Below are 24,762 nucleotides of genomic sequence, written 5' to 3' on the forward strand. Positions count from 1 at the left end.
ATTCAAAGGTCGATAGAAATGGCAGCGGCAGCTTTGTTAAAAAGCTCATTTTACTTTGTTAAAAAGCTCAATTTGGTTTAAAATAAACGGTTATAGTATTTATCAAAGAGTAAAATAATTAACCAGGGGATAATAATGGCACAATATTTAATACTTATCCGGTATCAATCACTAAAACCAATATATAATGAGCCATTCAAATAACCCCACCAATAATACCGCTAAAGATGTAGTGCTGGCCTGTATAGATGCCATTAATAATAAAGATTTTGAACTGGTCCATACCTATGCCAATGATGATATGCAGTTCATCGGCGTTTTAGAATCGCGCGATGGAGCCGAAGCTTATTTTGCCGATATGGAACGTATGCAACTGGAATACGATTAAAAAAAGGCCTTTGAAGACGGCGATGATGTTTGCCTGTTATATGATCTGAAAATTTCCGGACTCATCATATTTGGCTGCGGATGGTATACCCTCAAAAACGGCAAGATCAGCGCGCTGAAAGTACTCTTCGACCCAAGGCCCGTGATAGAGTTATCGCATAGGGACTGAGGGAGGGATAGATTCAGGAATTGAGAGTCAGGAGACAAGAGTTGAGAGTTGAGAATCAAGAGACAAGAGTTAAGAGACAGGAGTTAAGATACAAGAGCTTTTCGGCGTGTCCTGTCCTGTCTCTTGAATCTTAACTCTTGCATCTGCATTAAACAGTCACAATTACTTTCCCTACCGTTCTGCCGGTTTCAACATGCTCGTGGGCTTTTGCCATATCTTCAAACGGATAGGTAGCTGATACATGGGCTTTGATAATGCCTTTCTCCAGCAGATCGGCCACTTGTTTCATATCATCGCCATTTGATGCCACCAGGAAAAAGAAACCGTTTACTCCTCTTGCCTTTGCTTTTTCGGTGATGCCATCGTGTAAACCTGATGGAATACTGATCAGGGTGCCGCCATTTTTAACTACTTCGATGGAACGGTCGATGTTATCGCCGCCTATGGCATCAAATACCAAATCGACATCCTTTACTACGGTTTCAAATGGCACCGCGCGATAATCGATATGCTCATCGGCACCAAGGCTAAGCACAAAATCTTTATTGGCGGCAGATGATGTACCTATTACATAAGCGCCCAAATGCTTAGCTATTTGCACTACAAAGTGACCAACACCACCCGCTGCCGCATGTACCAGTATACGTTGGCCTGCCTGTAAATTGGCCTTGTGCACTAAACCCTGGTAAGCGGTGAGGGCGGCAAGCGTAGCAGCGGCCGCTTCTTCATGACTGATATTGGCAGGTTTTAAAGCCAGCTGATCTGCCGGTGATATTACATATTCGGCATAAGCCTTACCATGGCCGGGGAAATTAACCATACCGAATACTTCATCCCCCACTTTAAAATCCTTAACCTCACTGCCCGCCTGTGTAACTACACCCGATATATCCCAGCCTAAAATAAGCGGGTGAATATCTTTTAACCTGCCGGCCATGCCTTTACCCGCACGTGTTTTTACATCAACAGGGTTTATGCTGATGGCTTTTACCTGTATCAACACTTCGCCGGCTTCTATTTCCCTGAGCGGGATGTTTGTTATTTCTAAATTTGATGCCGGTCCAAATTCTTTTAATACTATAGCTTTCATTTTTGTTATCTATTATTTATTGATACAAATTTGTACAACCAAACACAATATCACTTGTACAAAACGGAGCAAAACCTGTAATTTTGCGTACATGGATAGGGAGAACTTACACCAGGAATTTGAAGTAGTTTATAAAGAGCTTGATGAAGCGCCGGTAAAAGCCCATAAGCACAGCTTTTTCGAACTGGTTTATATTGTAAGCGGCAAAGGCGTACAATGCATCAACAATAACCAGTTTGATTACCATGCAGGGCACCTGTTCCTCATCACTCCGCAGGATTGTCACTCTTTTGATGTGCATACCACCACGGGCTTCTTCTTTATTCGCTTCAACAACATCTACGTACAAACGCGACACGATAACCGCAAAACCAAAAACGAATGGCTGCAACGTATGGAGTATATTCTGCAACATGCCACTCACGAGCCGGGATGCCTGCTTTGTAACAAAGGCGACAAACCGCTGGTGAAGTTATTGGTTGAAGCCATGATACGCGAACAGGTTAACCGCGAGGTAAACCATGCCGACGTACTGTGGCAATTGGTAAACACTGTAATATCTATAGTGGCACGCAATATTGCCATGAACATGCCCGAAAGAATTGTGGAAACCACCGGCGAACCCGCTTTGGATATTATCCGCTACATTCAGCAGCATATTTATGAACCGGAAAAATTACGGATAGAAACCATCAGTCAAAACTTTGGCATATCGCACGGCTACTTGAGCCGTTACTTTAAAAAACATACCGGCGAAAGTTTGCAGCAATACATATCAAACTACAAATTAAAACTGGTAGAAACCCGTTTACAACACAGCGATATGCGCATAAGCGAGATAGTGAACGAATTAGGTTTTACCGATGAAAGTCACCTCAACCGCTTGTTTAAAAAACATAAGGGCATCAATCCATCCGCTTTCAGAAAACTGGCTGCTATAACACCATCTTTTAAACTAAACACGCGGCAAAGGGTTATATTATTTATGAAGATCTATCAGCAAAACATACAGCTTACCGCCCGTAGAAGAGGCTTCCATTTAATTACCGACGAGGTTTTGTATGCATTGCCGCAAATACGTGATATGAAAGCGGGCATTTGCCAGGTATTTATTCAGCATACATCGGCATCGTTAACTATTAATGAAAATGCCGACCCAACCGTACGTGCCGACTTCGAAACATTTTTCAACAAAGCCGTACCCGAGAACGATCCGGATTATTTGCACGACTATGAAGGATCAGACGATATGCCTGCGCACTTAAAATCGTCGCTATTGGGTAGTTCGGTAATGATACCTATACGTAACGGTCGCCCGGCATTGGGAACATGGCAAGGCATCTACCTGTGCGAACACCGCGACCATGGCGGCCCGCGCCGGTTGGTAATTACCGCTTGGGGCGAGTAGGCTATTTGCCTTTACCGCTTTCAAGTATTTTAAGTTCGGTGGCTACGCTTTTTTTATCGGCGTTTTTGTTCAGCTTTTCTTCGGCCTGCTTTACTTCATCCTTTTCGCTGATGGGTGCTTCGGTATGGAGATCTTTATCACCGGCTTTTTTTCCTTCATTTTTCATAACGGTATGTTTTAGATGAGCAACTTTTAAGGAAACAACCGTTCGGCGGATATGGTTTTACACGCTTTCATTCCATCATTTTGATAAAACGTTTAATCAAATAGCTATGTGGCTGATTATCAAAATTTAATTTTATATAACAATTGAATTACAAATTCATGAAAATGTATTTATAATACATAATTTAACCGCATGAAAAAATTAGTTTTACTTGCAACATTATTTTGTGCCTTTGCCTACCAAAAAACCACTGCGGCAGGCATCGATACCTTAAAAAAGAATGGCTATACCCTCATTGTATCAGGCAATGATGATAAGTTCGATCCGGCTTTGAAACAAAAACTGATCACTACATTTTTTGAGGTTTACCCAAAACTGGCTAAAGCCTATAACCCTAAAACCGATAAACAAGTAGTATTTTTTATTGATACCGCTTACCACGGCGTTGCCGCTACCGGCGATGGCAAAGTAGTTTTCAGTGCCGAATATATGACCAAACATCCCGGCGATATTGATGTGGTTACCCATGAGGTGATGCACATTGTACAAGGCTACGGCGAAGCAACCGGTCCATGGTGGGTTACCGAAGGTATTGCCGATTATGCCCGTTACAAATTTGGCGTAGATAATGCTGGTGCACACTGGAGCCTGCCAGAATTTAAATCGACCCAAAACTATGATAACAGCTACCGTGTAACCGCTCGTTTTTTTGAGTGGATTGAGAAAAAAGTAAAAGCCGGTACCGTTAAAAAGTTTGACGGCATGATGCGCGATCATACTTTTAATGATAACACATGGAAAGAAGTAACAGGCAAAACTGTTGATGAGCTTTGGAAAGCTTACGCGGCAAACCCTGCTATATAATATAGCATATACCTGTGCAAACAAAAAAACCTCTCTGCCGTGCCGGCAGAGAGGTTTTTTATTATAAAGCGAGCTTTTATTTTTTGGTGAAGGAATCCATAATATCCATCAGCGTTACCGCTTCCTCAATGGCGCAGGGGTTATATTGTTGGTTATTTAGATAAGCTACAACTTTGGTGATCATCGGCTGTTCAATGTGCTGCGGGTGTACAAATGTTTCGGTTTGTTCTTCCTGCCGGTTTTTCCAGCTCACATAATTGCCAAAGAAAGCGAAAGTAATGCTGCCCTCTGTTCCGATAATTTCGCAGGTGTCAGTTTGCTGGTCTTCGGCTACGTTAAAGCACCACGAGCCGTTTACTACAATATTATTCTTGAATACGATATGCCCGCAAACATGGTCATCCGCTTCTGTAGTACCCGCTTGGTTAAGCGAATATCCACGGTAACGGTCGGGCTCGCCAAAATAAAACAACATCAGATCGAGCTGGTGCGGGGCGAGGTCATGAAAATAACCGCCGCCTGATATTTCGGGGTTTACACGCCAGTTAGTTTCGGTTTTGGCTATCAGTTTGGGTTTGCGGCTTTGCCACAGCCTGATCTGCACAGTACGGATCTCCCCTACTGTTTTATTATCTATCAGTTCTTTTATCTTCAAAAACAAGGGTAAACCACGGCGGTAATGGGCTACGGTAAGTTTTGCATTGCCTTGTTTAACGGCATCGGCCATTTGACGGGCTTCACCCGCATTTAGGGTAACCGGCTTTTCTACATAAACATGCAGGCCTTTTTTTAACGCGGATATAGCATAAGGCAAATGCGAATCGGGCGGTGTGGCTATATAAACGGCATTGATACCGGCGGTATCCATCATCTCTTCGGCATCGCTATACCATTTGCCAACGCTGTGCCTTTGAGCGTAATCAGCAGCTTTGGCAGCATCCCGGCGCATTACAGCCACCAAATTACTGCCCTCTACTTTATTAAATGCCGGACCACTCTTTACCTCGGTTACATCGCCGCAACCTATTATGCCCCAGTTTATATCGCTCATATTTGTTTTATGGTGTTTTGTTGAGGTTGCTTATTTCATCGCCGGTGCAAAGCATCCCGTTTTCGAGGTTTTGCCACATATTTTCGCACAGGCAAATAAACTCTTTGAGCTTGGCGGGTTTAATGCCTACTTCGGCACTATCGTACATTTGTTGCAGTATAGGCTGTATATCGCGCTCTAAACCTTTGCCTTTTTTGGTAAGAAAAATGAGTTTGTTCCTGCGGTCGCTCATATCGGGCATACGGTACACCAGGCTCCGCTTCTCCAGGTTATCCAGCAGATACACCATGCTGGCCTTATCCTTCACCGTAATATTAGCTATTTCCTGCTGATTGATCCCATCTTTTTGCCACAAACAAATCATTACCTGCAACATTTCAAACGTAAGGTCAATTTCGTACTGCCTTAGCCGGGCCTGTATAAACTGCCTGAAAGCCATGTTCAATTTTGAAACGGCCTTTGAAAACTGTTCGGTTAACTGATCTGTTGAAACACTCATGTTTCTCAAAAATAGATATTATTTCAATAACAGCACAGGCAAGGTTGTATTTACAGCTAAACCCTCGGTAATGCTGGCTTCGGTAAGCGAACGCAAAAAGCTGTACTTACGCGGTAAAGCGATAATCATTTGCGCCTGGTTCTGTTTGGTAAATTTTAGTATGCCATTAATTATGTCGCTATCGGTATCATAATAAATATCATAGGGCAGGCCCTCCATCATATTGGCCAGGCATTTTCCGGCTTCGGTAAACTTATCATCGGGGTTAAGGTGTTTCTCCGACGGATCAATATTCAGCACCAAAACGTTTTGGGGCAGTTGAGGAAATATATTATTAACGGCCGGAACTATGGAATGATCGGGCAGGTGGGCCAGGTCGGCAGCTATTACCGCTGATTTTACCACCCTGAATACCGCACGCGGAGGCACCACTATTACCGGCACTGAACTGGCGCGGCCTATCCTGATGGCGTTTAAACCCACAAAGCTTTCTTCGGTTTTATCAATACTATCGCTATTGATCACCAACAAATCGGCGTTAAAACGGCTTATACCTGTAATTATCGATCTTAATAAAGGCTCATCGCTCACAAAAAAGTCTACCTCGGTATCCGGTGATATAAACGGTTTTACATCCTTTACCAGTTGCAGCAGTTCGGCATCTATCAACCGGCGTTTCGATGCTATTTCATCTTCATTTAATTGCACAAAATCAGGCGAAAAAAGCACCTCCTCAAAAATTGAAATGTAGTTAGCATACACCAGCGTAATGCGTTTTGCCTTGTATTGCCTGCTTAGGGCGGCAGCATAATGTACTGCATTTCGCGAATCTTCAGAAAGATCTACCGGTATCAATATATTTTCCATAGCCTTTATTTGTTTAGTAAACCCAAAGTTAAAGGCTATATGGTTTGTACATCAACTAATTTGTGTCATAATTGGCTCATAGTATTGTCTTTATTTTTTGGCTTTACCTAACCATAACAAAGCGTTTATAATCAGTTGATCCTCCACCCTATCGCCAAAGGTTAAGGATAGCTCTTTGTTACTATTATGCTCGTAATCAATATCGTTATGGCCCATATTAAAGTAGATCATCCGGTATTTGGTGTTGGTCCATACCACCGGGTAATAGCCGCTGTGCCATATTTCGCTTTCTTTAGGCCCCGTACCTAACGGAAAACTACAGCTATCAATAGAGGCCAGTATTTTAATATCCGGATTTTTGCGGAGATCGTTTTCCCAGCGGTACCATTCGTTGGGCGAGGTTTTAAAATTTACGGGTAAGTTGTAAGTGGCTGGATGGGTGCGGTCTTCTACCTTCAATACGGCCGATGTTGGTCGCCAGGTATTGCTGCCGTACTGGCCTGTGCCTAAAAACATGTTATGGTACCAATCCCAATTCTGCGGAAAATCTGAAGGGGTTAACGCGAATGCCGCGAAGTGGAAACCCATCCAGCCGCCGCCTTTTTCCATGTATTTCTTAAACGCCTCGCGCTGCGCGGGTGCTTCAGGCCGGGTATCTAAAAATATCACTACCCGATAGGCCGATAAAAATTTTTCGTTAAGGTTTTTCCAGTTTCGGGTGGAGTCGTAAACAAAATTATATTGCTTAGCGGCCTTGCTAAACCACTTATTTGCCTCATGAACGAAGCTTATGTGCGCCTGGTCATTTTTTGCTGTGTAAAAACCTATTACTTTAAAGGCAGGTTTTTGCGCGTAAACGGAGGCACACGTAAGCAGCAAAAACAGCACGATGCCCATATTGTTAAGCTTAATTTTCATGAGCGTAAAATTTATTAACAAAATAATTATTTAACAATATAATAAAAAACTAATTACCCATGTAACCTATTTGAGACAACCATACTAATACCTTTTTGTTACTTTAGCAGAAATTTATGACCCCCTATCATATTTTGAAACTACTATTACCACGATTACTTTTTACCGGCTTATTATCAATTACTTTCTCCTTTGTTTCGGCACAAACAAGCGGCGATAAACTCCTATTTGATAAATATAAAAAGATCAAAGATCTTGACTCGTCGGAGGTTTATGCCGGGCAGCTTTTGGCATCTGCAAAAAAAAACAACGACAAGCTTTTTGAAGCCCGCGTGCTTTATACCCGCTCCCTTAAACATTATACTAAAGGTAACGAATTAGAAGCACTTGATTATGCAACCCAGGCTCATAACCTGACAGGTGAAAGCGATTCGGTTACCTACGCCAAAACCGCTACCATGATGGCTTACATGATGAGCAGGCAGGGCAATAATGTTAACGCGTTAAAAGTGGCTTTCAAAATGCTGCGTGTTACTGATGCCAAAGGCTGGAAAAAACTAAGTGCCGACAGCCGTTTGTGTATTGCCGATATTTACCGCACCATGAACCAGGCCAAAGAGGCCATCCCTTATGCAGAACAGGCGGCCAGTGATCTGCTTGCGGCGCGCGATACGGGCATGTACATTTTTGCCCTGAGCACGTTATCAAACATTTACTCACAAAGGGAAATTCAAACACCTGCCAATATAAAAACGGCTACCCGTTACATGGAGATCATATTGAACGAACCGTATGTGGGCAAAGTATCGCCGTTTTCGAAAGCGCGTTATCTGAGCAATCTCGGGCGTTTATACCGCATGCAAAATCAGAACGGCAAGGCCGAACAGGTGTTGCTGCAATCGTTAGACATATCGCGGAAAGAGAAATTCGTGGCTATTGAAAAGCATGCGCTAAATGAACTGGCTACGGTTAAAATTGATCAGAAGAAATACGCCGAAGCTGTAAAATATGGACAACAGGCGTTAAACACGCTTGCTAACGAGCAAAGTCCGCTGAAATACCAGATAGATATTTATAACCGGCTTACCGATGCTTACGAGGGACTGGAAGATTATAAGCAGGCCTACCTCCATTTAAAACATAACCGCCGGCTTGAAGACAGCCTAAGCAATACCGAAAAGAACGAAGCCGCAACCAAACTAAGCGAACAGTTTAAGCTGGATAAACGCTTGCTCGAAGCATCGAACAAAGCAAAACTGTTAAAACAGCAGCGCAACTTTATTATTGTAATGGTGATCATTAGCGCGGCCGCACTTTTCGCGTTGTACCGCTGGGTTATTTATAAACGTAAAAAAGAAGCCGATATACTGGCCGAAGAGCACCGGCAACTGGCCAAGCTGGATGCTATGAAAACACGGTTTTTTGCCAACATAAGTCATGAGCTGCGCACACCGCTTACACTTATTATGGGCCCGCTGGAGCAATTGGTAAATCAGCCCTATATAAACGACGAACAAAAAACCAATCATATCAACAGCGTATTGCGCAATAGCAAAAAACTATTGAACATGCTGAACGAATTGCTTGACTTGGGTAAGATAGAAGCCGGTAGCCTGCCTGTTCATTTGCAGCCGGTAAATCTGGCTACCTTTATGCGTGTGTTGTATCAAAATTTTGCTTCGGCGGCGGAGTTCAGGCATATCCGTTATTCGCTCATCAGTGATATTAATGAAGATATTGTGGCCGACATAGATCGTGATAAGTTCGAGAAAATAGCGAACAACCTCATCAGCAACGCCATAAAATACACCCCTTCAAACGGCAACATATTTATTAACGCGGGTATAAAAGATAACCAAATAGCCTTTAGCGTTGCCGATAACGGTAGCGGCATACACCCGGATGATATGCCTCATATTTTCGATCGTTATTTCCAGGGGAACCGTGAGGGTGCCCCGGCCGAAGGCGGTACCGGTATAGGCCTTGCCATTGCACGCGAATTTACCGAGTTGCTTAAAGGTAAAATAACGGTTGAAAACAATTATGGTAAGGGTTCGCTCTTCAAGGTTTTCCTTCCGCTCAACATATCTGAAAGTACTGATACTACCCAACCGGCCGAGCTTGATGAGACAGCAACCGAAACATTAATAGCGGCAAGCAACGCGACTCAACTCATTATGGTGGTAGAAGATCACCGCGAAATGGCGGGTTATATTTCGGCAATACTTAGTCCGCAATATAAAGTGGTTACTGCTTACAATGGTATTGAGGCATTAACCTTGCTGCAAACCTATGGCGAGCTGCCCAGCCTCATTATATCCGACGTAATGATGCCCGACATGGATGGCTTCACGCTGTTAAACAATTTGAAGCAGCATACTATATATTGCAGCATACCGGTAATTATGCTCACCGCGCTTGCCGATGATCATACCAAATTACAGGCTTTAACTATTGGGGTTGATGATTACCTGACCAAGCCTTTTATAAGCAGCGAGCTTTTGGCGCGCGCAGGCAATTTGATCACCAATGCGGCTGCCCGCAGTCATCATCATTCGGATAGCGCGGCCGAGCACGAGCCAACCATCGCCATACCAGAAGTATCGCCTGCTGATTTTGCATGGCTTGCCCAAATTGAAGAGCTGGTACGTAAATACACCGGCAAAACCGAACTGAACATTACCATGCTTAGTTACGATATGGCCATCAGCGAAAGGCAACTGAACCGACGTATAAAACAGATCACCGGGCTCACCCCTAATAAGTACATACGTGCCATACGTTTGCAAATAGCGCGCGAGGCTATCGAGAGCGGCAAGTACCGTACCGTGGCCGAAATTTCGCACGCGGCAGGCTTTGATACCCCTGCTTATTTCAGCAAAATATTTAAAGAACATTATGGCCGCGATGTAAACGAGCTGCTATAACAATTTTATATTGCTTTATAAGAAAAAATCCGAAAAAATTCATTTGTCCACCCCTGAAAGCGTTTTTGTCCACCCTGTGGCAGCTTTATCAGGCTAAATGTCCGTTTTGTTCGGCTAATAAAACAGACATTTGTTTAACAATAAAGAAAGAATCGATCTTTTAATTAATAAATCCCCTAAAACTATGGTTGTTACCCCTGCACCCAAAACACTATTGAAATGCCCGCGATGCGGCGGCGCCGATTGCGACCGGATACCGCGCAGCAGTCTTGTAAAAATGCTTTTGCCTAATTCGGTTAAACATTACAAGTGTGCTAAATGCCAAAAAAGATTTTATAAAACGGCCTAAACCCGCTAAAAAAATCAGCCCGAACTAATCATTATAAACCGTGATTTTTTATTCGATTTTAATTGTAAATGCCCCGATAAGGGGCATTTTTTGTTATTGGCAGTTAGGCCTATCACAATTGTTGCTTCGGGCTGTTAAATAAAAATTATAAATTACGGTCATGAAACTGACCTTTTACTCTCCCGGCTTTGCTGTAAAGCATACTGCAAAGCTATTATTCACAGGCGCCATGCTGTGCAGCAGCATCGGCTACGCCCAAATTAAAGACCCTATTGTTGACAATATAGTTAAAGAAGGCACCCAAAATTCGCAGTTAGAAAAACTTGGGCACGAGCTTTTTGACGGCATTGGTCCGCGTTTGGTAGGTACACCGCAAATGCTGCAGGCCAATAACTGGGCTGTTGCCAAATACAAAAGCTGGGGTATTGATGCCCGTAACGAAAAATGGGGCGAATGGCGTGGCTGGGAACGTGGCATATCGCACATTGATATGGTATCGCCGCGTGTAAAATCGTTAGAAGGTACACAGCTGGCCTGGAGCCCCGGCATGAAAAAGGCCGTTATTGCCGAACTGGTGATACTGCCCGATTTAGCCGATTCTATTGCTTTTAAACAATGGCTTCCCGCTGTTAAGGGCAAGTTTGTAATGATATCTATGAGCCAGCCCACCGGCAGGCCCGATTATAACTGGACGGAGTTCGGTACCAAAGAGTCTTTCGAGAAAATGAAGGCTGCCCGTACCGCGCAAACTGACGCATGGCGCAGCCGTATTGCTAAAACCGGCCTTAACAACCGTACCCTGCCTGTTGCACTTGAAAAAGCAGGCGCGGCCGGTATAATTACCAATAACTGGTCGGCAGGTTTTGGGGTAGATAAAATATTCAGTGCATATACCAAAAAGATCCCTACTGTTGACATTGCGCTGGAGGATTATGGAGCGCTATATCGCCTAACCGAATCGGGCGATAAACCGAAGATCAGCGTGTTTACACAATCGAAAGAAAACGGCGTAGTACCAACATTTAATACCATCGCCGAAATTAAAGGCAGCGAAAAACCGGACGAATATGTAATATTATCCGCCCATTTCGACTCATGGGACGGCGGCACCGGCGCTACAGATAACGGCACAGGCACCCTCACCATGATGGAAGCGCTGCGCATCCTTAAAAAAGTTTATCCTAACCCTAAACGCACCATACTGGTAGGCCATTGGGGCAGCGAAGAGCAAGGCTTGAACGGTTCACGTGCATTTGTTGAAGATCACCCGGAAATAGTAAAGAACATACAGGTAGTATTTAACCAGGATAACGGCACCGGCCGCGTGGTAAACCTTGCCGGCCAGGGCTTTTTAAACGCTTATGATTATTTAGGCAGATGGTTAACCAAAGTACCCGATAGCATCCGTACGCAAATACAAACCAGCTTTCCGGGTTCACCGGGTGGTGGCGGATCAGATTTCGCATCATTTGTGGCTGCCGGGGCACCTGCATTTTCATTAAGCTCGCTAAACTGGAGCTACGGCACTTACACCTGGCATACCAACCGCGATACTTATGATAAAGTGGTATTTGACGATGTGCGCAGCAACGCCATACTTACCGCTATACTGGCCTACATGGCCAGCGAAGACCCAACAAAAACTTCGCGCGATAAGAGCGTATTGCCTACTAATCCTAAAACCGGCGAACAAACCAAATGGCCCGAGCCTGTTAAACCAACCCGCCGCGGCGGACTTGACTAATCATAAAAAGAGCCTTGCAACTATTGTAAGGCTCTTTTACTATCAGGCATTCATAACGCCTATTTTCTCCCCTTTCCAACCGGGGAAGAGTTTTTTATCATTCATTATTTTGAGGTGCTTATCGGCCACCTCGCTAAACACGCTCCTAAAATCGGTAGTAACAGCTAAATCGCGGCCATCTTCTAAATTCTCTACCGCTAAAGGCTGTACCTTACCATGCACCTTGCCACCATCAACACCGTTACCTAAAATAAAATTACACGATGCCCGGCCGTGATCGGTGCCGCCTGTGCCATTTTGATGCACGGTACGCCCGAATTCCGTCATGCTCATTACCATTACATCATCCTGGTAAGCTTCCAAATCATTCCAAAAGGCTACAATGCTATTGCTCAAATCATTCACATTACGACTGAATATCCCGTTAAATGTTCCCTGGTTAAAGTGCGTATCCCAACCGTTTGATTCGGCGAAGGCTACCTCTAAACCAACATCCATTTTTATCAATTGAGCAATTTGCTTAAGCGAATTACCCAGCGCAGAATTAGGATATACCACGTTATTAGCCGGGCGGTAATTCTTTACATCTGATTTTTGGAGCATCTTCACCGCCTCAAAACTTTCGCGGCCGGTTTGTTTCAGTATTCCGTTGGATGTTTGATCGTACAGGTCTTCAAAGCTTTTTGCCGCCGCGTTGGCTCCCGCCTGGTTACCCCGCATCTGGATAGCAAAATCCTGTAAATTACTGATAGCTATGGATGGGTTATCGCCATAAAAAGAACGCGGCATAGCAGATGTCATACTCACAGCGGCAAAGGGCGTAAGGGCATCGTGGCCCAATAAACCAACGGCGCGGTTAAGCCAGCCACTTGCAGTACCCTTATCAAACGGTGTACCCGATTCCATGTAATCCTGCGCGTCGAAATGCGAACGGGTAGTGTTTGGCGAACCGATGCCATGCACTATAGCCAGCCTGTTCTCGCGAAATAAACGTTCAAAACTCTGCATAGAAGGGTGCAAACCGTACATGCCATCCAGATCGATCAACGATGGTTGCCCGGCCTTTTTAGCCGCCGACATAAACAGCGACGGCCTTGCCTGTTGCAAATATTTATCGGTAAACGGCGTAACCGCCATTAGCCCGTCCATTGCGCCGCGCTGAAATATGCACACCATTATCTTCTTCCGTTTGTACGGGCCAACAATTTTGTTTTCGACTGCGGCTTCGGCAATAAATGCAGGTATACCGCCCATTAAACCAACACCAAAAAGTGTTAAGCCGCCCGCTTTTAAAAATCCTCTTCTTGATAACATATCTTAATATATTAACGTCGTTGATATTCAGGCGAACCAACAATTACGCCTACAACCTGTGCAAGCATGGTATCGCCTGTGTTATTTTGCATTTTGTTTTTCCTCACCGGCATTTTTAATGTGGTATCAGCCGTCATTTCAGCCTGTTGCTGCATCGGGTTAGTCTTTTTAACGCTCGCGTCGGCTGCCGAAATCTTGCTCACCAGTGCAGGATCATTCAACAATGGGGTAAGCCTTTTTATGGTTTGGGTAAGGTCACGCTCGGGCATAATCAGTTTGCCGTATATTTTGAGCGCTTCCACCGAGCTTTCCGGTTCGTGGTGATTGTTCAGTGCGATCAGGTCTATCTTAACACCCGGGATCCGGCCGGTAGCCAATGCCAACCCGAAATTCATTCTGCTTAATAACGAACCGGTATTGATCCAGTACTGCCCCCTGTCGGGAAAGCCTGTCGGTGCCTGGTAATAATATTTCTTTTCGCCCATTTTATTTATCCAGTTGTATAACTGGTAGGGCTGGGTAATTTTAGCGTTCAGTACACGTACCGCGCCAATAGCCAGTTCAAAGGGCGATTTTGTTTTTTCGCGAAGTGATGCCTTGCTCCAAAACTCTTTTGAGGATACCATGGTGATTAGTACCTTTTTGATATCGCCATCGCTGGCCAAAAACGTTTTCGCCATTGCATTCACCAATAGCGGCGATGGGTTATCACTCACAAAACGTACCGCCAGCTTACGCGATATAAATTTGGCGGTAGACTGATGATGAGCCAGGATATTTAACAGCTCCACTCCTTCGTCGTACCCGCCCCCGGCAGCAAAGTTTTTGCCTAATACTACCTTCTCACCGTTATCATGTTTGTTGGGGTTAAACAGAAAATCGCCATCGTGCACAAAGCCCCTGTTTTTAAGGGCTTCATCGTCAAGATTATTAAATATTCCTTTCTTACGGTTTAATAAACCATAGTTACCTATGGGATATACCGTCCACCCGGTAAGTACACGGGCAGCCTGGGTAACGTCCTGCTGGGTGTAACCGCCATCAACCCCAAGGGTATGCAGCTCCATTACCTCGCGGGCGTAGTTCTCGTTTAATCCGCCTTTTTTTGCTTTTTTAGCCGGCATAGGCATCATGGCCGATGTATCGCTCATCCTGGCCATATTCATTTGTTGTTTGCGTGCACCGGCTTTATTCTTTTCGGCATTATCCCCCGAACTGCTGAAATTATCCAAATAATAAAGCATAGCCGGAGATTTCGCCGTAGCCATCAGCAGGTCGCTAAACTTACCCAAAGCATTAGGCCTGATCACATCGCGCTCATAAGCGGGTATAAACTCGGCGCAATCGCCTTTGGTGATAGATACGTTGAAATGGTTGAACCAAAAATCGGTCATCACTTCACGTAATTGATTATTGGTATATGCCGCACGTAAAACCTTTTGATTAATAAACTGCCGATACAGCTCATTCACCGGTTTTAGGCCATGCTTGTTCATATAGCTCAACAGAGTATCGCGGTATTCTTTCCTGTTTGATCTCACCGAATCTTTATTTATAGCCCCATCGCGCACAGCCATACGAATCAGCTGTCCGTTTTTAGGATAAATATCCAGCACCTGCTCATTAGTTAATTGCAGCGCATCAAACGAGGCAAGCATATTACTAAGGGAGTCATCGGCCTGAACAGCATTGAGTTGCCGGTTAAACCAATTTTCTAACCCTTCTTTCAGCACGGCATCTATCTGCCCCGGGGTAACTCCATAACTAAACCTACTTATCAAATGAGCGGCGGCCTGCCGTTCGGTGATGCTCGAAACGCTGTATGGGAATTTGGTAACGCCATTTGTACTATCGCCCTTCAAAAAAGAACTGAATACCAGTCCGATAAACGGCAGCAATAGTATGGCAAGTAGAAAATTTAAGCCTTTTTTCATGGTAGGTGGTTTTGTGCTTTAAAGTTTCACTATAAAAACTGTTCGACTATTAAAATTTCGTTTGGTTTAAAATATTAAAATATAAGCTATTGCCTATAAAATTAAACGAAACAAAAATCGTTATATTTGTATACCAATTTTAATCTGCCATGGAAGCTTTCATCATCAAATCAGATATTAGCCATATTCATGTTGGCTTTATCGTAACCCCACAAAACAACGAACTCACTTCATTAAAATTAGAACTCTCCACCGGTTGCCAGCACCCTATTTTTATACACAAAGGCGGCGCAAAATGGATGGTTGACGTTCCGGGCAATTTGCCTATCAACAATAATGAATTTGAGCACCTGTGTACTGAAATAGAAAAGTCGCTTTCACGATACCATCGTGTTAACTAAAATTTACTTTTTAGCGGTTGCTACTATAACTATGCCGCCCACAAGTAATACGCCGCCTAAATACGGTGGCCAACTAACGGTTTTTTCTTTATCTGCCGATACTTGTATTGGCCCGGCATCTATTACCTTTTCTTTTTTAGTGTAGGTAAAACCTGTCCAAATAAGCATGGCTGCACCTATCACTATTAAAACTATACCTGTTACCCTGTTCATAATTGATTATTTACAATAATAAAGCAAGCGATGCTTAATTTGTTTTACAATAAACTCTGTATCAAACAAATTACCATATTTAAACGTATCATAATTATAAAACCAAACAACCATGCTTAACGGAACAATAGTTACTATAACCGGCGCCGATGGCAACAACAGACCATTGTATGTTGAACCCATGAAAGAAATTACTGACGACAATACCGAACAAAATACCGGTGTTTATAAAGTATACGTGGGCGATGGGCTACCCGACAAAGCCGAACAGGAAAAAGGTATGGAAGATGGTGAGAGGTTTTTAGGTGATATTATTTTCACCCCCGAAATGGATCAATGGGATTTTTTGGGTGCGTACGTAACGCGTGAAGAATTGGATCAATTGGCGGCTTATATTTTGTCGCATAAGCCGCTTACTGAAGTATAATAACGCGGTAAAAAACGCGTCATTGCGAGGCACGAAGCAATCTCTACTTAGGTTGAGTTTGTGCCGTAATTTACGTTAGTCTGCTCTTGGGCGCAGGGCCCCATTACTTTTGTAGCCACAAAAGTAACAAAAGGGCTTGTCCAGCAAAAGGCTTCTTTGCCGCACGAGGCCTCTTCGCTGCAAACCGGGCAGAACGTTGGGCTGGAACTTTTGCCCCGCCGCTCATTTCTTACCCACATGCAACAAGTTCACTATGCCCGCCTTTGCGCTCTCACCCACCACAAGTTCTGCCCGCTTTCGTCCGAAGCTCTTTGCTGACGGGGAACTCTATAACTGTGTCATTGCGAGGCACGAAGCAATCGCGAACTACACAGAGTGTATACAGAGCCGCTATGCAAATCGGGGATTGCTTCGTTCCTAAATGACGTGACTTAATATTGCAGCACCTACCACTCCTTAGTATTCACCGTTTTTACCTTATTATCTTTGGGTTGTAGCGCAGGTACGCTTACCATGTAAGCTTTTAGTTTGTTGCTGATGGCGCGGCTGTTGAGCAATGTTTTGTTAAAGAAATCGTCGAAGTCTTTTTGGCCAAGTTTTTTTAAGCCCAATTCGAGGGGGACATCCTTGCCGGATACAGGCTCGAAACTTGCATAGCGGTTACGTTGGTAAAGTATCACCACGTAATCGGTTAGCCAAAAACGGTAACGGCCATCCTTTACTTCAATATGTAATTTGTAAGCTATCTTGGCATCTTCGTGGGTGGATACCAGTGCTTTTCTCGATACCATGAAACCTCCTTTACCGGTTACACTGCCTTTTGCCTTATCTTCTTTGTCAAGCTTAAGCTTATCTTTATCGTAAGCGGTTTTTAAGAATTGAACGGCTCTTTTATATAAAGTATCGGCCTTTAAATTAGGCTGAATTACTACCTGGTAATATATGTATTTGTTGTTTTCATCGAACGATAATGAATCGGTTTGGGCCGATGCCTTCATTACCAATAACAGTGCAGCAACCGCGAAAATCAATTTCTTCATAACGTAAATATAAAAAAAGCCACTCTTTCGAGTGGCCTTCTTGAAAAATATACCTAAAAATTACTGTTTCGTGTGATTTAGAAAGCGTATACGGCAGCTAACAATACTTGTGAAGCGTTTTTAGACGGAGCACCGCTCTTTTTAGTAAATGCTTCGGCAGAACCGTTATCCAATCTGAACTCAGGAATCAAAGTTAACGGACCGGCTTTGATATTGGCAGTAGCAGTTATAGCAGTAACTGATTCGCCCGGTGCAGGACCGAAAGTTTCGTAAACACCTGATTTAGTTTTGAAGTATTCACCTCTTAAACCTAAAGTTACGCCGCTTGATACCGCGTATTGTGGGTATAAAGCCACACCTGTGAAACCACCGGCTTTATCCGGTGCAGAGTAAGTAGCGCTGTTTAAGCCCAATTTAAAGGCATCGGTAACCTGGTAAGCTGTAGTTAAATCAAACTCAGTACCTGAAGTTTTACCGGTAATTACGTTTAAGTAAGCAGTCCAGCCGGTAACAGGGCTAACGGTTAACTGCGCGCCAAAGTTGTTCACTTTGCTAATTGAGTTGTAGCTGTTCCAGGCATCGTTGAAAACACCGGCCATTAACGATACTTTATCAGTAAAGGTGTAAGCGAATTTAACACCCGCGTTTTGGAACGGACCGTTAGTGAACATGTACGAAGTAGAGTAGTTGAAGTTACCTACCGGGCTAATTACCTCGTAACCAATAAATGTACCCATGAAACCACCGGTTACAACAAATTTGTCGGTAATGTCATAAGACACATATAAGTTTTGGATGTGGTAAGAATCGCCTGACGCGCCGGGTAATATTGACTGCTCTTGTCCGCGCGGACCGAAAGAGATCTCACCAACGAAAGCGGCTTTGTTTACTTTTTTCTTCAGGGCGATATCGATCATACCGATAGATATTGAGTTGTGATCAGATGCAAAGCTGGTAGGCAGGTTTGAATGATCAGAAAAATCATACTTATAATAAGTATCCACCGAGCCGGTGATGGTTAGAGGCGGATCCGTTTTAGTGGTATCCTGTGCTTTTACTGCGAATGCAGCGGCAGATAGTAATGATAATAGTAGAAGTTTTTTTTTCATGATAACGATTGGATTTTAATTAAGTGTTTAAATTGTTGGAATTTGGTATATAAATTAAAGTTGATTTGCTATTTTCATGAATAGCGATGACAAAACCGGCCAGTATTTTATCATCAATTATCAAAATAACGTTTTTATATTATTAAAAAACATAGTAAAACGTTGTTTTGTTAAAATTTTCATAAAAATATATAGCAAAAACAATAAAAACAAATTTTCACTCAAAAAAATTGAAGTTTTTATAAACATTATCTATAAAATTTAACAATTTGAAGTTAAATTATTAAAAATATTAGAGCTTTTTGAAGTTAAAACATGCATTCAAATCACACAAAGCAACTATAAATACATTTTTAAATAAAAAACACGTTCAACAAATACAAAAACACACTTATTCTTCCATTAATTATTAAAACCGAGCCTCTTTTTAATAATTTTCACAAGTCAACGGTAATTACGAGCGATATTTCGCTCATCCGGATGGATAGATTTCATAATTAATACGCTCCTATTTTTAATTGTGTATTATTAAAATGATAATTCTATTTTTGATGTGAACTATAATAAAACTTAGTAATGTCTAATAATAGATTTCAGGCACTTCAGTCTGTTCTTAATAGAACAATACCTGAAGTAAAAATGCCATCAGCAAAAATTTCAGATTTTTTTGGTGCCAACGTCTTTGATAAAAAGAAGATGAAGGAATTTCTTTCTACCGAAGCATACCAAGGTATAGCTAACTCTATTGAAAAAGGCGAACCTATCCCCCGCGATCTTGCCGAACAAATAGCATCAGCCATGCGCTCATGGGCCATTGGTAAGGGTGCTACTCATTATACACACTGGTTTCAGCCATTAACCGGCACTACTGCCGAAAAGCACGATTCATTTTTTGAGCCTACTGCCGACGGCGGCGCTATAGAACGCTTTTCGGGCGACGCGCTGGCACAACAGGAGCCTGATGCATCAAGCTTCCCGAGTGGCGGGATCCGTAACACCTTTGAGGCCCGTGGCTATACTGCCTGGGATCCGTCATCGCCCGCCTTCCTGATGGGGCGTACCTTGTGTATCCCTACCGTATTCGTATCGTACACCGGCGAAGCGCTTGATTATAAAGTACCGCTATTAAAGGCGCTTAACGCGCTTGATAAGGCAGCTGTTGAGGTTTGCCATTATTTTGATAAAAGCGTTGAAAAGGTAAACGCCTCTTTAGGTATTGAGCAGGAATACTTCCTGGTAGATATCGCGTTGTTTAACGCCCGTCCCGATCTGTACCTGACCGGTCGTGCTTTGTTTGGCCATATATCAGCCAAAAACCAGCAACTGGAAGACCATTACTTTGGTTCGATACCGGAGCGCGCGCTGGCCTTTATGCAGGATATGGAAATTGAAGCCTTATTATTGGGCATTCCGCTTAAAACACGCCACAACGAGGTTGCGCCATCGCAGTTTGAGTGCGCGCCTATATATGAGGAGATCAACTTAGCTATAGACCATAACCAATTATTGATGGACCTGATGGACCGCGTTGCAAAACGCCATAACCTGAAGGTGTTACTGCACGAGAAACCGTATGCAGGCATCAATGGTTCGGGCAAGCATAATAACTGGTCGATGATCACCAATGGTGGTAAAAACCTGTTATCGCCGGGTAAAACGCCTAAAAATAACCTGATGTTCCTTACCTTTTTTGTGAACACCATTAAGGCTGTTTATGAAAATGCAGATCTGCTAAGGGCATCTATCGCATCAGTAAATAACGATCACCGTTTGGGCGCTAACGAAGCCCCTCCGGCTATTATATCCATATTCCTGGGTAGCCAGTTGAGCGATGTGCTTGATGAGATTGAAACCTCACGTATCAGCAAAAAGATCAAAGAGGAAAACACCTTATGGCAAGGCATCCCGAAAATACCGCAAATATTGCCCGACAATACCGACCGCAACCGCACCTCTCCTTTCGCCTTTACAGGTAATAAATTCGAGCTGCGTGCCGTAGGTTCATCTGCCAACTCGGCCAGCCCGATGACGATACTGAACCTTATCGTTGCCGATCAGCTGAAGAAGTTTAAAACCGATGTAGATAAGCTGATCAAAAAAGGCGAGAAAAAGGATGTGGCCCTTTTAATGGTGATCAAAAAATACATTAAAGAGTCGAAAAACATCCGTTTTGAAGGTAATGGTTACAGCGATGAGTGGGAAAAAGAAGCCGAAGCACGCGGTTTAGCCAATATCAAAACTACGCCAAAGGCGCTTGACGTACTCGTTACCGAAAAAACTGAAGAGCTGTTTACATCAACAGGTGTATTTACCAAACGTGAGGCCCATGCTCGTCATGAGATCTTGCTGGAAAGCTATTACAAAAAGCTACAGATAGAAGCCCGTGTAATTGGTGAACTGGCCAACAACGTAATTATCCCGGCGGCCATTAACTACCAAACTAAATTGGTGGAGAATGTTAAAGGCTTAAAAGACCTTGGTTTAGATAAAGATACCTACCAGGCGCAATTGGATATCATCATCAAACTATCAGAACACATTAACTTTATAAAAACCAATGTGGAAGCCATGGTATTGAGCCGCAAGGAGATCAATAAGGTAGATGATATCAGGCAAAAAGCTATTGATTACGATGAAAAGGTAAAATCATACTTTCAACCTATCCGTTACCATGTTGATAAACTGGAGCAACTGGTTGACGATTCACTGTGGCCGCTGCCTAAGTTCAGGGAATTGTTATTCTTTAAATAAACACGGCACAAGCTTAAACACAAAGGGCATCAGTTTTATAATTAATGCCCTTTTCTGTTCTTACTTGGTAGCGAAAATATCGTTCTCTTTATGCTGTTTAATAAACGCGTCGCGGTATTTGGCCAATAGGGCCGATTTTGATACGAAGCCCACAAACTGCCCGTCTTTAACTACCGGCAATTGCCATACATCTAACTGGTCAAACAGCTTCATTACGCTGCTTACCGATTGATCGTGAGTTATAATTACCGGAGGGGTTACCATAAATTCCGCAATGGTATGCATTTTCATTTCTTCATCAAAAAGCTGCCGGCGAATATCGTCTATCAATACTACTCCCTCTAAAGCTTTATCGGCATCCAACACCGCAAATATGTTGGTTTGCGTTCGCGACAACAGCTTGTAAAAATCTTTCAAGGATGCATCCTTACTGATAGCGGTGAACTGGCGGTTAATTACCGAATCGAGCGATATTGCGTTCATCATGGCATCGTCGTGCCCGGGATGGATATTTTTTTCATGCACCAACTCGTGCCAGTACATATTATGCGGGTTGAAATAGCGGGATATGATATACGATATAGCCGAAACGATCATGAGCGGAATAAATAGTACGTATCCACCAGTGATTTCGGCTATCAAAAATATCGCCGTAAGCGGCGCGTGTAATACACCGCTTAAAGCACCGGCCATACCTACAGCGATGAAATTACTGGTATTCAGGTGGATCAGCCCGGTTTGGTTAACGCTGTAGGCCACAAACAGCCCAAGGAAACCACCGGTAAACATAGTGGGCGCGAAAGTTCCGCCGTTACCGCCCGAACCAATGGTAATACCTGTGGCTACAATCTTCATAAATACCAATAAGGCGATAAAGCCCAGCAAGGCCAAAGGATGGTTAAGGTACTGGCTGAAGATGGAATCGGCCGTTATGGTTTCTATATTGCCGTTCAACACTTCTTGCAGATCGTGATAACCCTCGCCAAATAGCGGCGGAAATACAAGGATAATGAGCCCGAGTATTAACCCGCCTACCAATGCCCTTACATAACGGTTTTGTTTTTTGAGGATGCCTTTCTCCAGCTTACCGGCCACGTTGGCAATATAAACCGAAACACATCCGCTTAAAATGGCCAGTAGCACGTAAAACGGCAAGGCCTGCATAACCCAGCCTTCTGTAACCAAATGGAACAGTTGTTTGGAGTACAACGCTTTTGATACAACCACTCCCGTTGCCGACGCTATCAACAGCGGAATAAAAGTAGGGATAGTGATTTCCCCTATCAGCAATTCTAACGAAAACAACACGCCCGCGATAGGGCTGTTAAATACCGCCGCTATACCTGCCGAAGCAGCCGCCGCCAAAAGCACCGTTTTTTCGTAAGCGGTAAGGTTAAATAAGCGACCTGTGTTTGAACCAATAGCCGCCCCCGTACATACAATAGGCGCCTCTAAGCCCGATGAGCCGCCGAAACCCACCGTTAACGAGCTGCTGATCAAATGCGAGTAAACATTATTAATGCGGATATTGGAGCGGTTGCGTTTTATATTGAACAGTATACCGCCGATGCCCTTCTGTATGGTATCGCGGTTAATTAAATGCAGGTAAACCACCGTAAAGAATATACCCAGCGCGGGTAAAAACACATAAATGAAATGGTACGGAAAGTATGAGGCTATGTTCCGGCTCAAATCTTCCATCAGATGTACGAGGTATTTGAGCGCTACGGCAGCCAGTCCGCCAAAAAGGCCCACAATTACACTGCAATACATCAGGAAGTTGCGCTGGCTGTTAAGTTTAAGCCGCCATTTATTGATTTTGTAGTAGATAGATTTTAACATCGGCACGGGGTAGATTGCAGGCAATGTAATATTTTACAGTCCAAAAAAAGTATAAGTACTATATTTGCCCATGAATTCTTCGCAAAGATATGATCAAAGAGGTGTTTCGGCCTCAAAAGATGATGTACATAATGCAATAAAAAATATCGACAAGGGAATTTTCCCCCAGGCCTTTTGTAAAATAGTGCCCGATATATTAACCAACGACGAAGCTTACTGCAATATTATGCATGCCGATGGCGCGGGCACAAAATCGTCGTTAGCGTATACTTACTGGAAAGAAACCGGCGATATTTCGGTATGGCGCGGTATTGCCCAGGATGCTATCATCATGAATATCGACGACTTGCTTTGCGTGGGTGCTACTGATAATATTCTGCTATCATCAACTATCGGTCGTAATAAAAATTTAATACCCGGCGACGTTATCGCCGCTATAATTAACGGCACCGAAGAAGTGTTGGCCGAACTGCGTGCAGCAGGCATAGGCATTTACTCTACCGGCGGTGAAACTGCCGACGTGGGCGATTTAGTGCGTACCATTATTGTTGACAGTACCGTAACCTGCCGCATGAAACGCGAAGATGTGATATCAAACCACCGCATTAAAGCCGGCGATGTAATTGTAGGTCTGGCTTCATCCGGACAAGCGACTTACGAGCAGGAATATAACGGCGGTATGGGCTCAAACGGACTAACCTCTGCCCGCCATGATGTGTTTAATAAAACCATCGCCGAAAAATACCCTGAAAGCTACGACGCGGCTATCCCTTACGAGTTGATATTTTCGGGCAGTAAAAACCTTACCGACGAAATTGAAATAGGCGATGGCAAAAGCGTAACCGCAGGCAAACTGGTACTATCAGCTACCCGCACCTACGCCCCTATCATCAAGGCTATATTAGATAAACACCGCCCCAACATCCACGGCATGGTACATTGCAGCGGCGGAGCGCAAACCAAGGTACTGCACTTTATAGAGAGCCTGCATATCGTAAAAAACAACCTGTTCCCGGTGCCACCGCTGTTTAAACTCATCCACGAAGAATCAAAAACCAGCTGGCAGGAAATGTACAAGGTATTCAATATGGGTCACCGTATGGAGCTATACGTACCGCAGGAAATTGCCGAAGACCTCATCAGCATATCAAAAAGTTTCGGCGTAGATGCGCAGATCATAGGCCACGTTGAAGCTGCCGATAAAAAGCAGGTAACTGTACAATCGGAGTTTGGGGAGTTTGTGTATAATTAAGAAACTGAGTTAGGGGTGTTATAATACCCCTAACTCAGTT

21 protein-coding genes and 1 pseudogene are annotated in these 24,762 nt (G+C 43.6%); 10 read left to right on the forward strand and 12 right to left on the reverse strand.

Going from position 1 to position 24,762, the window contains the following annotated elements; all coding sequences use genetic code 11:
• Nucleotides 1-187 precede the first annotated feature (187 nt).
• Entirely contained in the window at nucleotides 188-388 is a 201-nt protein-coding gene (locus tag ABD894_RS04820; RefSeq protein ID WP_345209858.1) for a hypothetical protein, read from the forward strand.
• 316 nt (nucleotides 389-704) lie between these two features.
• Here the strand turns inward: ABD894_RS04820 and ABD894_RS04825 are convergent, their stop codons facing one another.
• Entirely contained in the window at nucleotides 705-1,646 is a 942-nt protein-coding gene (locus ABD894_RS04825; RefSeq protein ID WP_345209859.1) for an NADP-dependent oxidoreductase, read from the reverse strand.
• 91 nt (nucleotides 1,647-1,737) lie between these two features.
• Between ABD894_RS04825 and ABD894_RS04830 the strand changes: the two are divergent.
• Together ABD894_RS04830 and ABD894_RS04835 are read left to right on the forward strand one after the other, a co-directional pair.
• Nucleotides 1,738-2,562, forward strand: a pseudogene (locus ABD894_RS04830) (AraC family transcriptional regulator); the annotation flags it as partial.
• Between the two features lie 69 nt (nucleotides 2,563-2,631).
• Complete coding sequence (locus tag ABD894_RS04835) at nucleotides 2,632-3,054, forward strand: secondary thiamine-phosphate synthase enzyme YjbQ (protein WP_345210195.1); 423 nt, start codon at nucleotides 2,632-2,634, stop codon at nucleotides 3,052-3,054.
• A gap of 1 nt (nucleotide 3,055) precedes the next feature.
• On the opposite strand, the gene ABD894_RS04840 is transcribed toward ABD894_RS04835, so the two are convergent.
• On the reverse strand, nucleotides 3,056-3,220 hold the full coding sequence (locus ABD894_RS04840; protein WP_345209860.1) for a hypothetical protein: 165 nt from the start codon (nucleotides 3,218-3,220) through the stop codon (nucleotides 3,056-3,058).
• Between the two features lie 192 nt (nucleotides 3,221-3,412).
• Between ABD894_RS04840 and ABD894_RS04845 the strand changes: the two genes are divergently transcribed.
• Entirely contained in the window at nucleotides 3,413-4,084 is a 672-nt protein-coding gene (locus ABD894_RS04845; protein ID WP_345209861.1) for a basic secretory protein-like protein, read from the forward strand.
• Nucleotides 4,085-4,160: 76 nt separating this feature from the next.
• On the opposite strand, the gene ABD894_RS04850 is transcribed toward ABD894_RS04845, so the two are convergent.
• The 4 genes from ABD894_RS04850 to ABD894_RS04865 all read right to left on the reverse strand — a co-directional run bounded on the left by ABD894_RS04850 (nucleotide 4,161) and on the right by ABD894_RS04865 (nucleotide 7,419).
• Entirely contained in the window at nucleotides 4,161-5,135 is a 975-nt protein-coding gene (locus ABD894_RS04850; protein ID WP_345209862.1) for a Gfo/Idh/MocA family protein, read from the reverse strand.
• 7 nt (nucleotides 5,136-5,142) lie between these two features.
• Nucleotides 5,143-5,634 (reverse strand): MarR family winged helix-turn-helix transcriptional regulator, encoded by a 492-nt coding sequence (locus tag ABD894_RS04855; RefSeq protein ID WP_345209863.1) that lies wholly within the window; start codon nucleotides 5,632-5,634, stop codon nucleotides 5,143-5,145.
• Nucleotides 5,635-5,652: 18 nt separating this feature from the next.
• Nucleotides 5,653-6,501 carry a universal stress protein gene (locus tag ABD894_RS04860; RefSeq protein ID WP_345209864.1) on the reverse strand — a complete coding sequence of 283 codons (849 nt, stop codon included), beginning with the start codon at nucleotides 6,499-6,501 and terminating at the stop codon, nucleotides 5,653-5,655.
• 90 nt (nucleotides 6,502-6,591) lie between these two features.
• Complete coding sequence (locus tag ABD894_RS04865) at nucleotides 6,592-7,419, reverse strand: ThuA domain-containing protein (protein WP_345209865.1); 828 nt, start codon at nucleotides 7,417-7,419, stop codon at nucleotides 6,592-6,594.
• 116 nt (nucleotides 7,420-7,535) lie between these two features.
• Here ABD894_RS04865 and ABD894_RS04870 point away from each other — a divergent pair, with 116 nt between their 5' ends.
• Nucleotides 7,536-10,346, forward strand: coding sequence for an ATP-binding protein (locus ABD894_RS04870; protein WP_345209866.1), 2,811 nt, complete (start codon nucleotides 7,536-7,538; stop codon nucleotides 10,344-10,346).
• Between the two features lie 509 nt (nucleotides 10,347-10,855).
• Nucleotides 10,856-12,439: a M20/M25/M40 family metallo-hydrolase gene (locus ABD894_RS04875; protein WP_345209867.1), complete on the forward strand. Its 1,584-nt coding sequence runs from the start codon at nucleotides 10,856-10,858 to the stop codon at nucleotides 12,437-12,439.
• A 42-nt stretch (nucleotides 12,440-12,481) separates the two neighbouring features.
• On the opposite strand, the gene ABD894_RS04880 is transcribed toward ABD894_RS04875, so the two are convergent.
• Nucleotides 12,482-13,753, reverse strand: coding sequence for a DUF1501 domain-containing protein (locus ABD894_RS04880; RefSeq protein ID WP_345209868.1), 1,272 nt, complete (start codon nucleotides 13,751-13,753; stop codon nucleotides 12,482-12,484).
• An 11-nt stretch (nucleotides 13,754-13,764) separates the two neighbouring features.
• Nucleotides 13,765-15,687, reverse strand: a complete 1,923-nt coding sequence (locus ABD894_RS04885; protein WP_345209869.1) for a DUF1800 domain-containing protein — start codon at nucleotides 15,685-15,687, stop codon at nucleotides 13,765-13,767.
• Nucleotides 15,688-15,836: 149 nt separating this feature from the next.
• Here ABD894_RS04885 and ABD894_RS04890 point away from each other — a divergent pair, with 149 nt between their 5' ends.
• Nucleotides 15,837-16,088: a hypothetical protein gene (locus tag ABD894_RS04890; protein ID WP_345209870.1), complete on the forward strand. Its 252-nt coding sequence runs from the start codon at nucleotides 15,837-15,839 to the stop codon at nucleotides 16,086-16,088.
• 3 nt (nucleotides 16,089-16,091) lie between these two features.
• On the opposite strand, the gene ABD894_RS04895 is transcribed toward ABD894_RS04890, so the two are convergent.
• Complete coding sequence (locus ABD894_RS04895; RefSeq protein ID WP_345209871.1) at nucleotides 16,092-16,301, reverse strand: hypothetical protein; 210 nt, start codon at nucleotides 16,299-16,301, stop codon at nucleotides 16,092-16,094.
• A gap of 112 nt (nucleotides 16,302-16,413) precedes the next feature.
• Between ABD894_RS04895 and ABD894_RS04900 the strand changes: the two genes are divergently transcribed.
• Entirely contained in the window at nucleotides 16,414-16,728 is a 315-nt protein-coding gene (locus tag ABD894_RS04900) for a hypothetical protein (RefSeq protein WP_345209872.1), read from the forward strand.
• 446 nt (nucleotides 16,729-17,174) lie between these two features.
• Here the strand turns inward: ABD894_RS04900 and ABD894_RS04905 are convergent, their stop codons facing one another.
• Both ABD894_RS04905 and ABD894_RS04910 read right to left on the reverse strand, forming a co-directional pair.
• Nucleotides 17,175-17,768: a DUF4468 domain-containing protein gene (locus tag ABD894_RS04905; RefSeq protein ID WP_345209873.1), complete on the reverse strand. Its 594-nt coding sequence runs from the start codon at nucleotides 17,766-17,768 to the stop codon at nucleotides 17,175-17,177.
• A 77-nt stretch (nucleotides 17,769-17,845) separates the two neighbouring features.
• Nucleotides 17,846-18,877, reverse strand: coding sequence for an outer membrane beta-barrel protein (locus ABD894_RS04910; protein ID WP_345209874.1), 1,032 nt, complete (start codon nucleotides 18,875-18,877; stop codon nucleotides 17,846-17,848).
• Nucleotides 18,878-19,453: 576 nt separating this feature from the next.
• On the opposite strand from ABD894_RS04910, the gene ABD894_RS04915 reads away from it, so the two are divergent.
• Nucleotides 19,454-21,628: a glutamine synthetase III family protein gene (locus ABD894_RS04915; RefSeq protein WP_345209875.1), complete on the forward strand. Its 2,175-nt coding sequence runs from the start codon at nucleotides 19,454-19,456 to the stop codon at nucleotides 21,626-21,628.
• A gap of 60 nt (nucleotides 21,629-21,688) precedes the next feature.
• On the opposite strand, the gene ABD894_RS04920 is transcribed toward ABD894_RS04915, so the two are convergent.
• Nucleotides 21,689-23,470, reverse strand: a complete 1,782-nt coding sequence (locus tag ABD894_RS04920; RefSeq protein ID WP_345209876.1) for a chloride channel protein — start codon at nucleotides 23,468-23,470, stop codon at nucleotides 21,689-21,691.
• Nucleotides 23,471-23,540: 70 nt separating this feature from the next.
• Between ABD894_RS04920 and ABD894_RS04925 the strand changes: the two genes are divergently transcribed.
• The gene (locus tag ABD894_RS04925) at nucleotides 23,541-24,722 is read left to right on the forward strand and encodes an AIR synthase related protein (RefSeq protein WP_345209877.1); all 1,182 of its coding nucleotides are present in this window, start codon (nucleotides 23,541-23,543) and stop codon (nucleotides 24,720-24,722) included.
• Nucleotides 24,723-24,762 lie beyond the last annotated feature (40 nt).

The organism is Mucilaginibacter gynuensis (genome assembly GCF_039541195.1).
GTDB classification, from domain to species: domain Bacteria; phylum Bacteroidota; class Bacteroidia; order Sphingobacteriales; family Sphingobacteriaceae; genus Mucilaginibacter; species Mucilaginibacter gynuensis.

Excerpts from the sequence above, each read along its gene's own strand:
- ABD894_RS04855 (WP_345209863.1), bottom strand. The coding sequence starts at position 5,634 with ATGAGTGTTTCAACAGATCAGTTAACCGAACAGTTTTCAAAGGCCGTT.
- ABD894_RS04840 (WP_345209860.1), bottom strand. The coding sequence starts at position 3,220 with ATGAAAAATGAAGGAAAAAAAGCCGGTGATAAAGATCTCCATACCGAA.
- ABD894_RS04875 (WP_345209867.1), top strand. The coding sequence starts at position 10,856 with ATGAAACTGACCTTTTACTCTCCCGGCTTTGCTGTAAAGCATACTGCA.
- ABD894_RS04825 (WP_345209859.1), bottom strand. The coding sequence starts at position 1,646 with ATGAAAGCTATAGTATTAAAAGAATTTGGACCGGCATCAAATTTAGAA.
- ABD894_RS04910 (WP_345209874.1), bottom strand. The coding sequence starts at position 18,877 with ATGAAAAAAAAACTTCTACTATTATCATTACTATCTGCCGCTGCATTC.
- ABD894_RS04860 (WP_345209864.1), bottom strand. The coding sequence starts at position 6,501 with ATGGAAAATATATTGATACCGGTAGATCTTTCTGAAGATTCGCGAAAT.
- ABD894_RS04915 (WP_345209875.1), top strand. The coding sequence starts at position 19,454 with ATGTCTAATAATAGATTTCAGGCACTTCAGTCTGTTCTTAATAGAACA.
- ABD894_RS04865 (WP_345209865.1), bottom strand. The coding sequence starts at position 7,419 with ATGAAAATTAAGCTTAACAATATGGGCATCGTGCTGTTTTTGCTGCTT.
- ABD894_RS04885 (WP_345209869.1), bottom strand. The coding sequence starts at position 15,687 with ATGAAAAAAGGCTTAAATTTTCTACTTGCCATACTATTGCTGCCGTTT.
- ABD894_RS04820 (WP_345209858.1), top strand. The coding sequence starts at position 188 with ATGAGCCATTCAAATAACCCCACCAATAATACCGCTAAAGATGTAGTG.
- ABD894_RS04920 (WP_345209876.1), bottom strand. The coding sequence starts at position 23,470 with ATGTTAAAATCTATCTACTACAAAATCAATAAATGGCGGCTTAAACTT.
- ABD894_RS04880 (WP_345209868.1), bottom strand. The coding sequence starts at position 13,753 with ATGTTATCAAGAAGAGGATTTTTAAAAGCGGGCGGCTTAACACTTTTT.
- ABD894_RS04835 (WP_345210195.1), top strand. The coding sequence starts at position 2,632 with ATGAAGATCTATCAGCAAAACATACAGCTTACCGCCCGTAGAAGAGGC.
- ABD894_RS04845 (WP_345209861.1), top strand. The coding sequence starts at position 3,413 with ATGAAAAAATTAGTTTTACTTGCAACATTATTTTGTGCCTTTGCCTAC.
- ABD894_RS04850 (WP_345209862.1), bottom strand. The coding sequence starts at position 5,135 with ATGAGCGATATAAACTGGGGCATAATAGGTTGCGGCGATGTAACCGAG.
- ABD894_RS04890 (WP_345209870.1), top strand. The coding sequence starts at position 15,837 with ATGGAAGCTTTCATCATCAAATCAGATATTAGCCATATTCATGTTGGC.
- ABD894_RS04900 (WP_345209872.1), top strand. The coding sequence starts at position 16,414 with ATGCTTAACGGAACAATAGTTACTATAACCGGCGCCGATGGCAACAAC.
- ABD894_RS04925 (WP_345209877.1), top strand. The coding sequence starts at position 23,541 with ATGAATTCTTCGCAAAGATATGATCAAAGAGGTGTTTCGGCCTCAAAA.
- ABD894_RS04870 (WP_345209866.1), top strand. The coding sequence starts at position 7,536 with ATGACCCCCTATCATATTTTGAAACTACTATTACCACGATTACTTTTT.
- ABD894_RS04905 (WP_345209873.1), bottom strand. The coding sequence starts at position 17,768 with ATGAAGAAATTGATTTTCGCGGTTGCTGCACTGTTATTGGTAATGAAG.
- ABD894_RS04895 (WP_345209871.1), bottom strand. The coding sequence starts at position 16,301 with ATGAACAGGGTAACAGGTATAGTTTTAATAGTGATAGGTGCAGCCATG.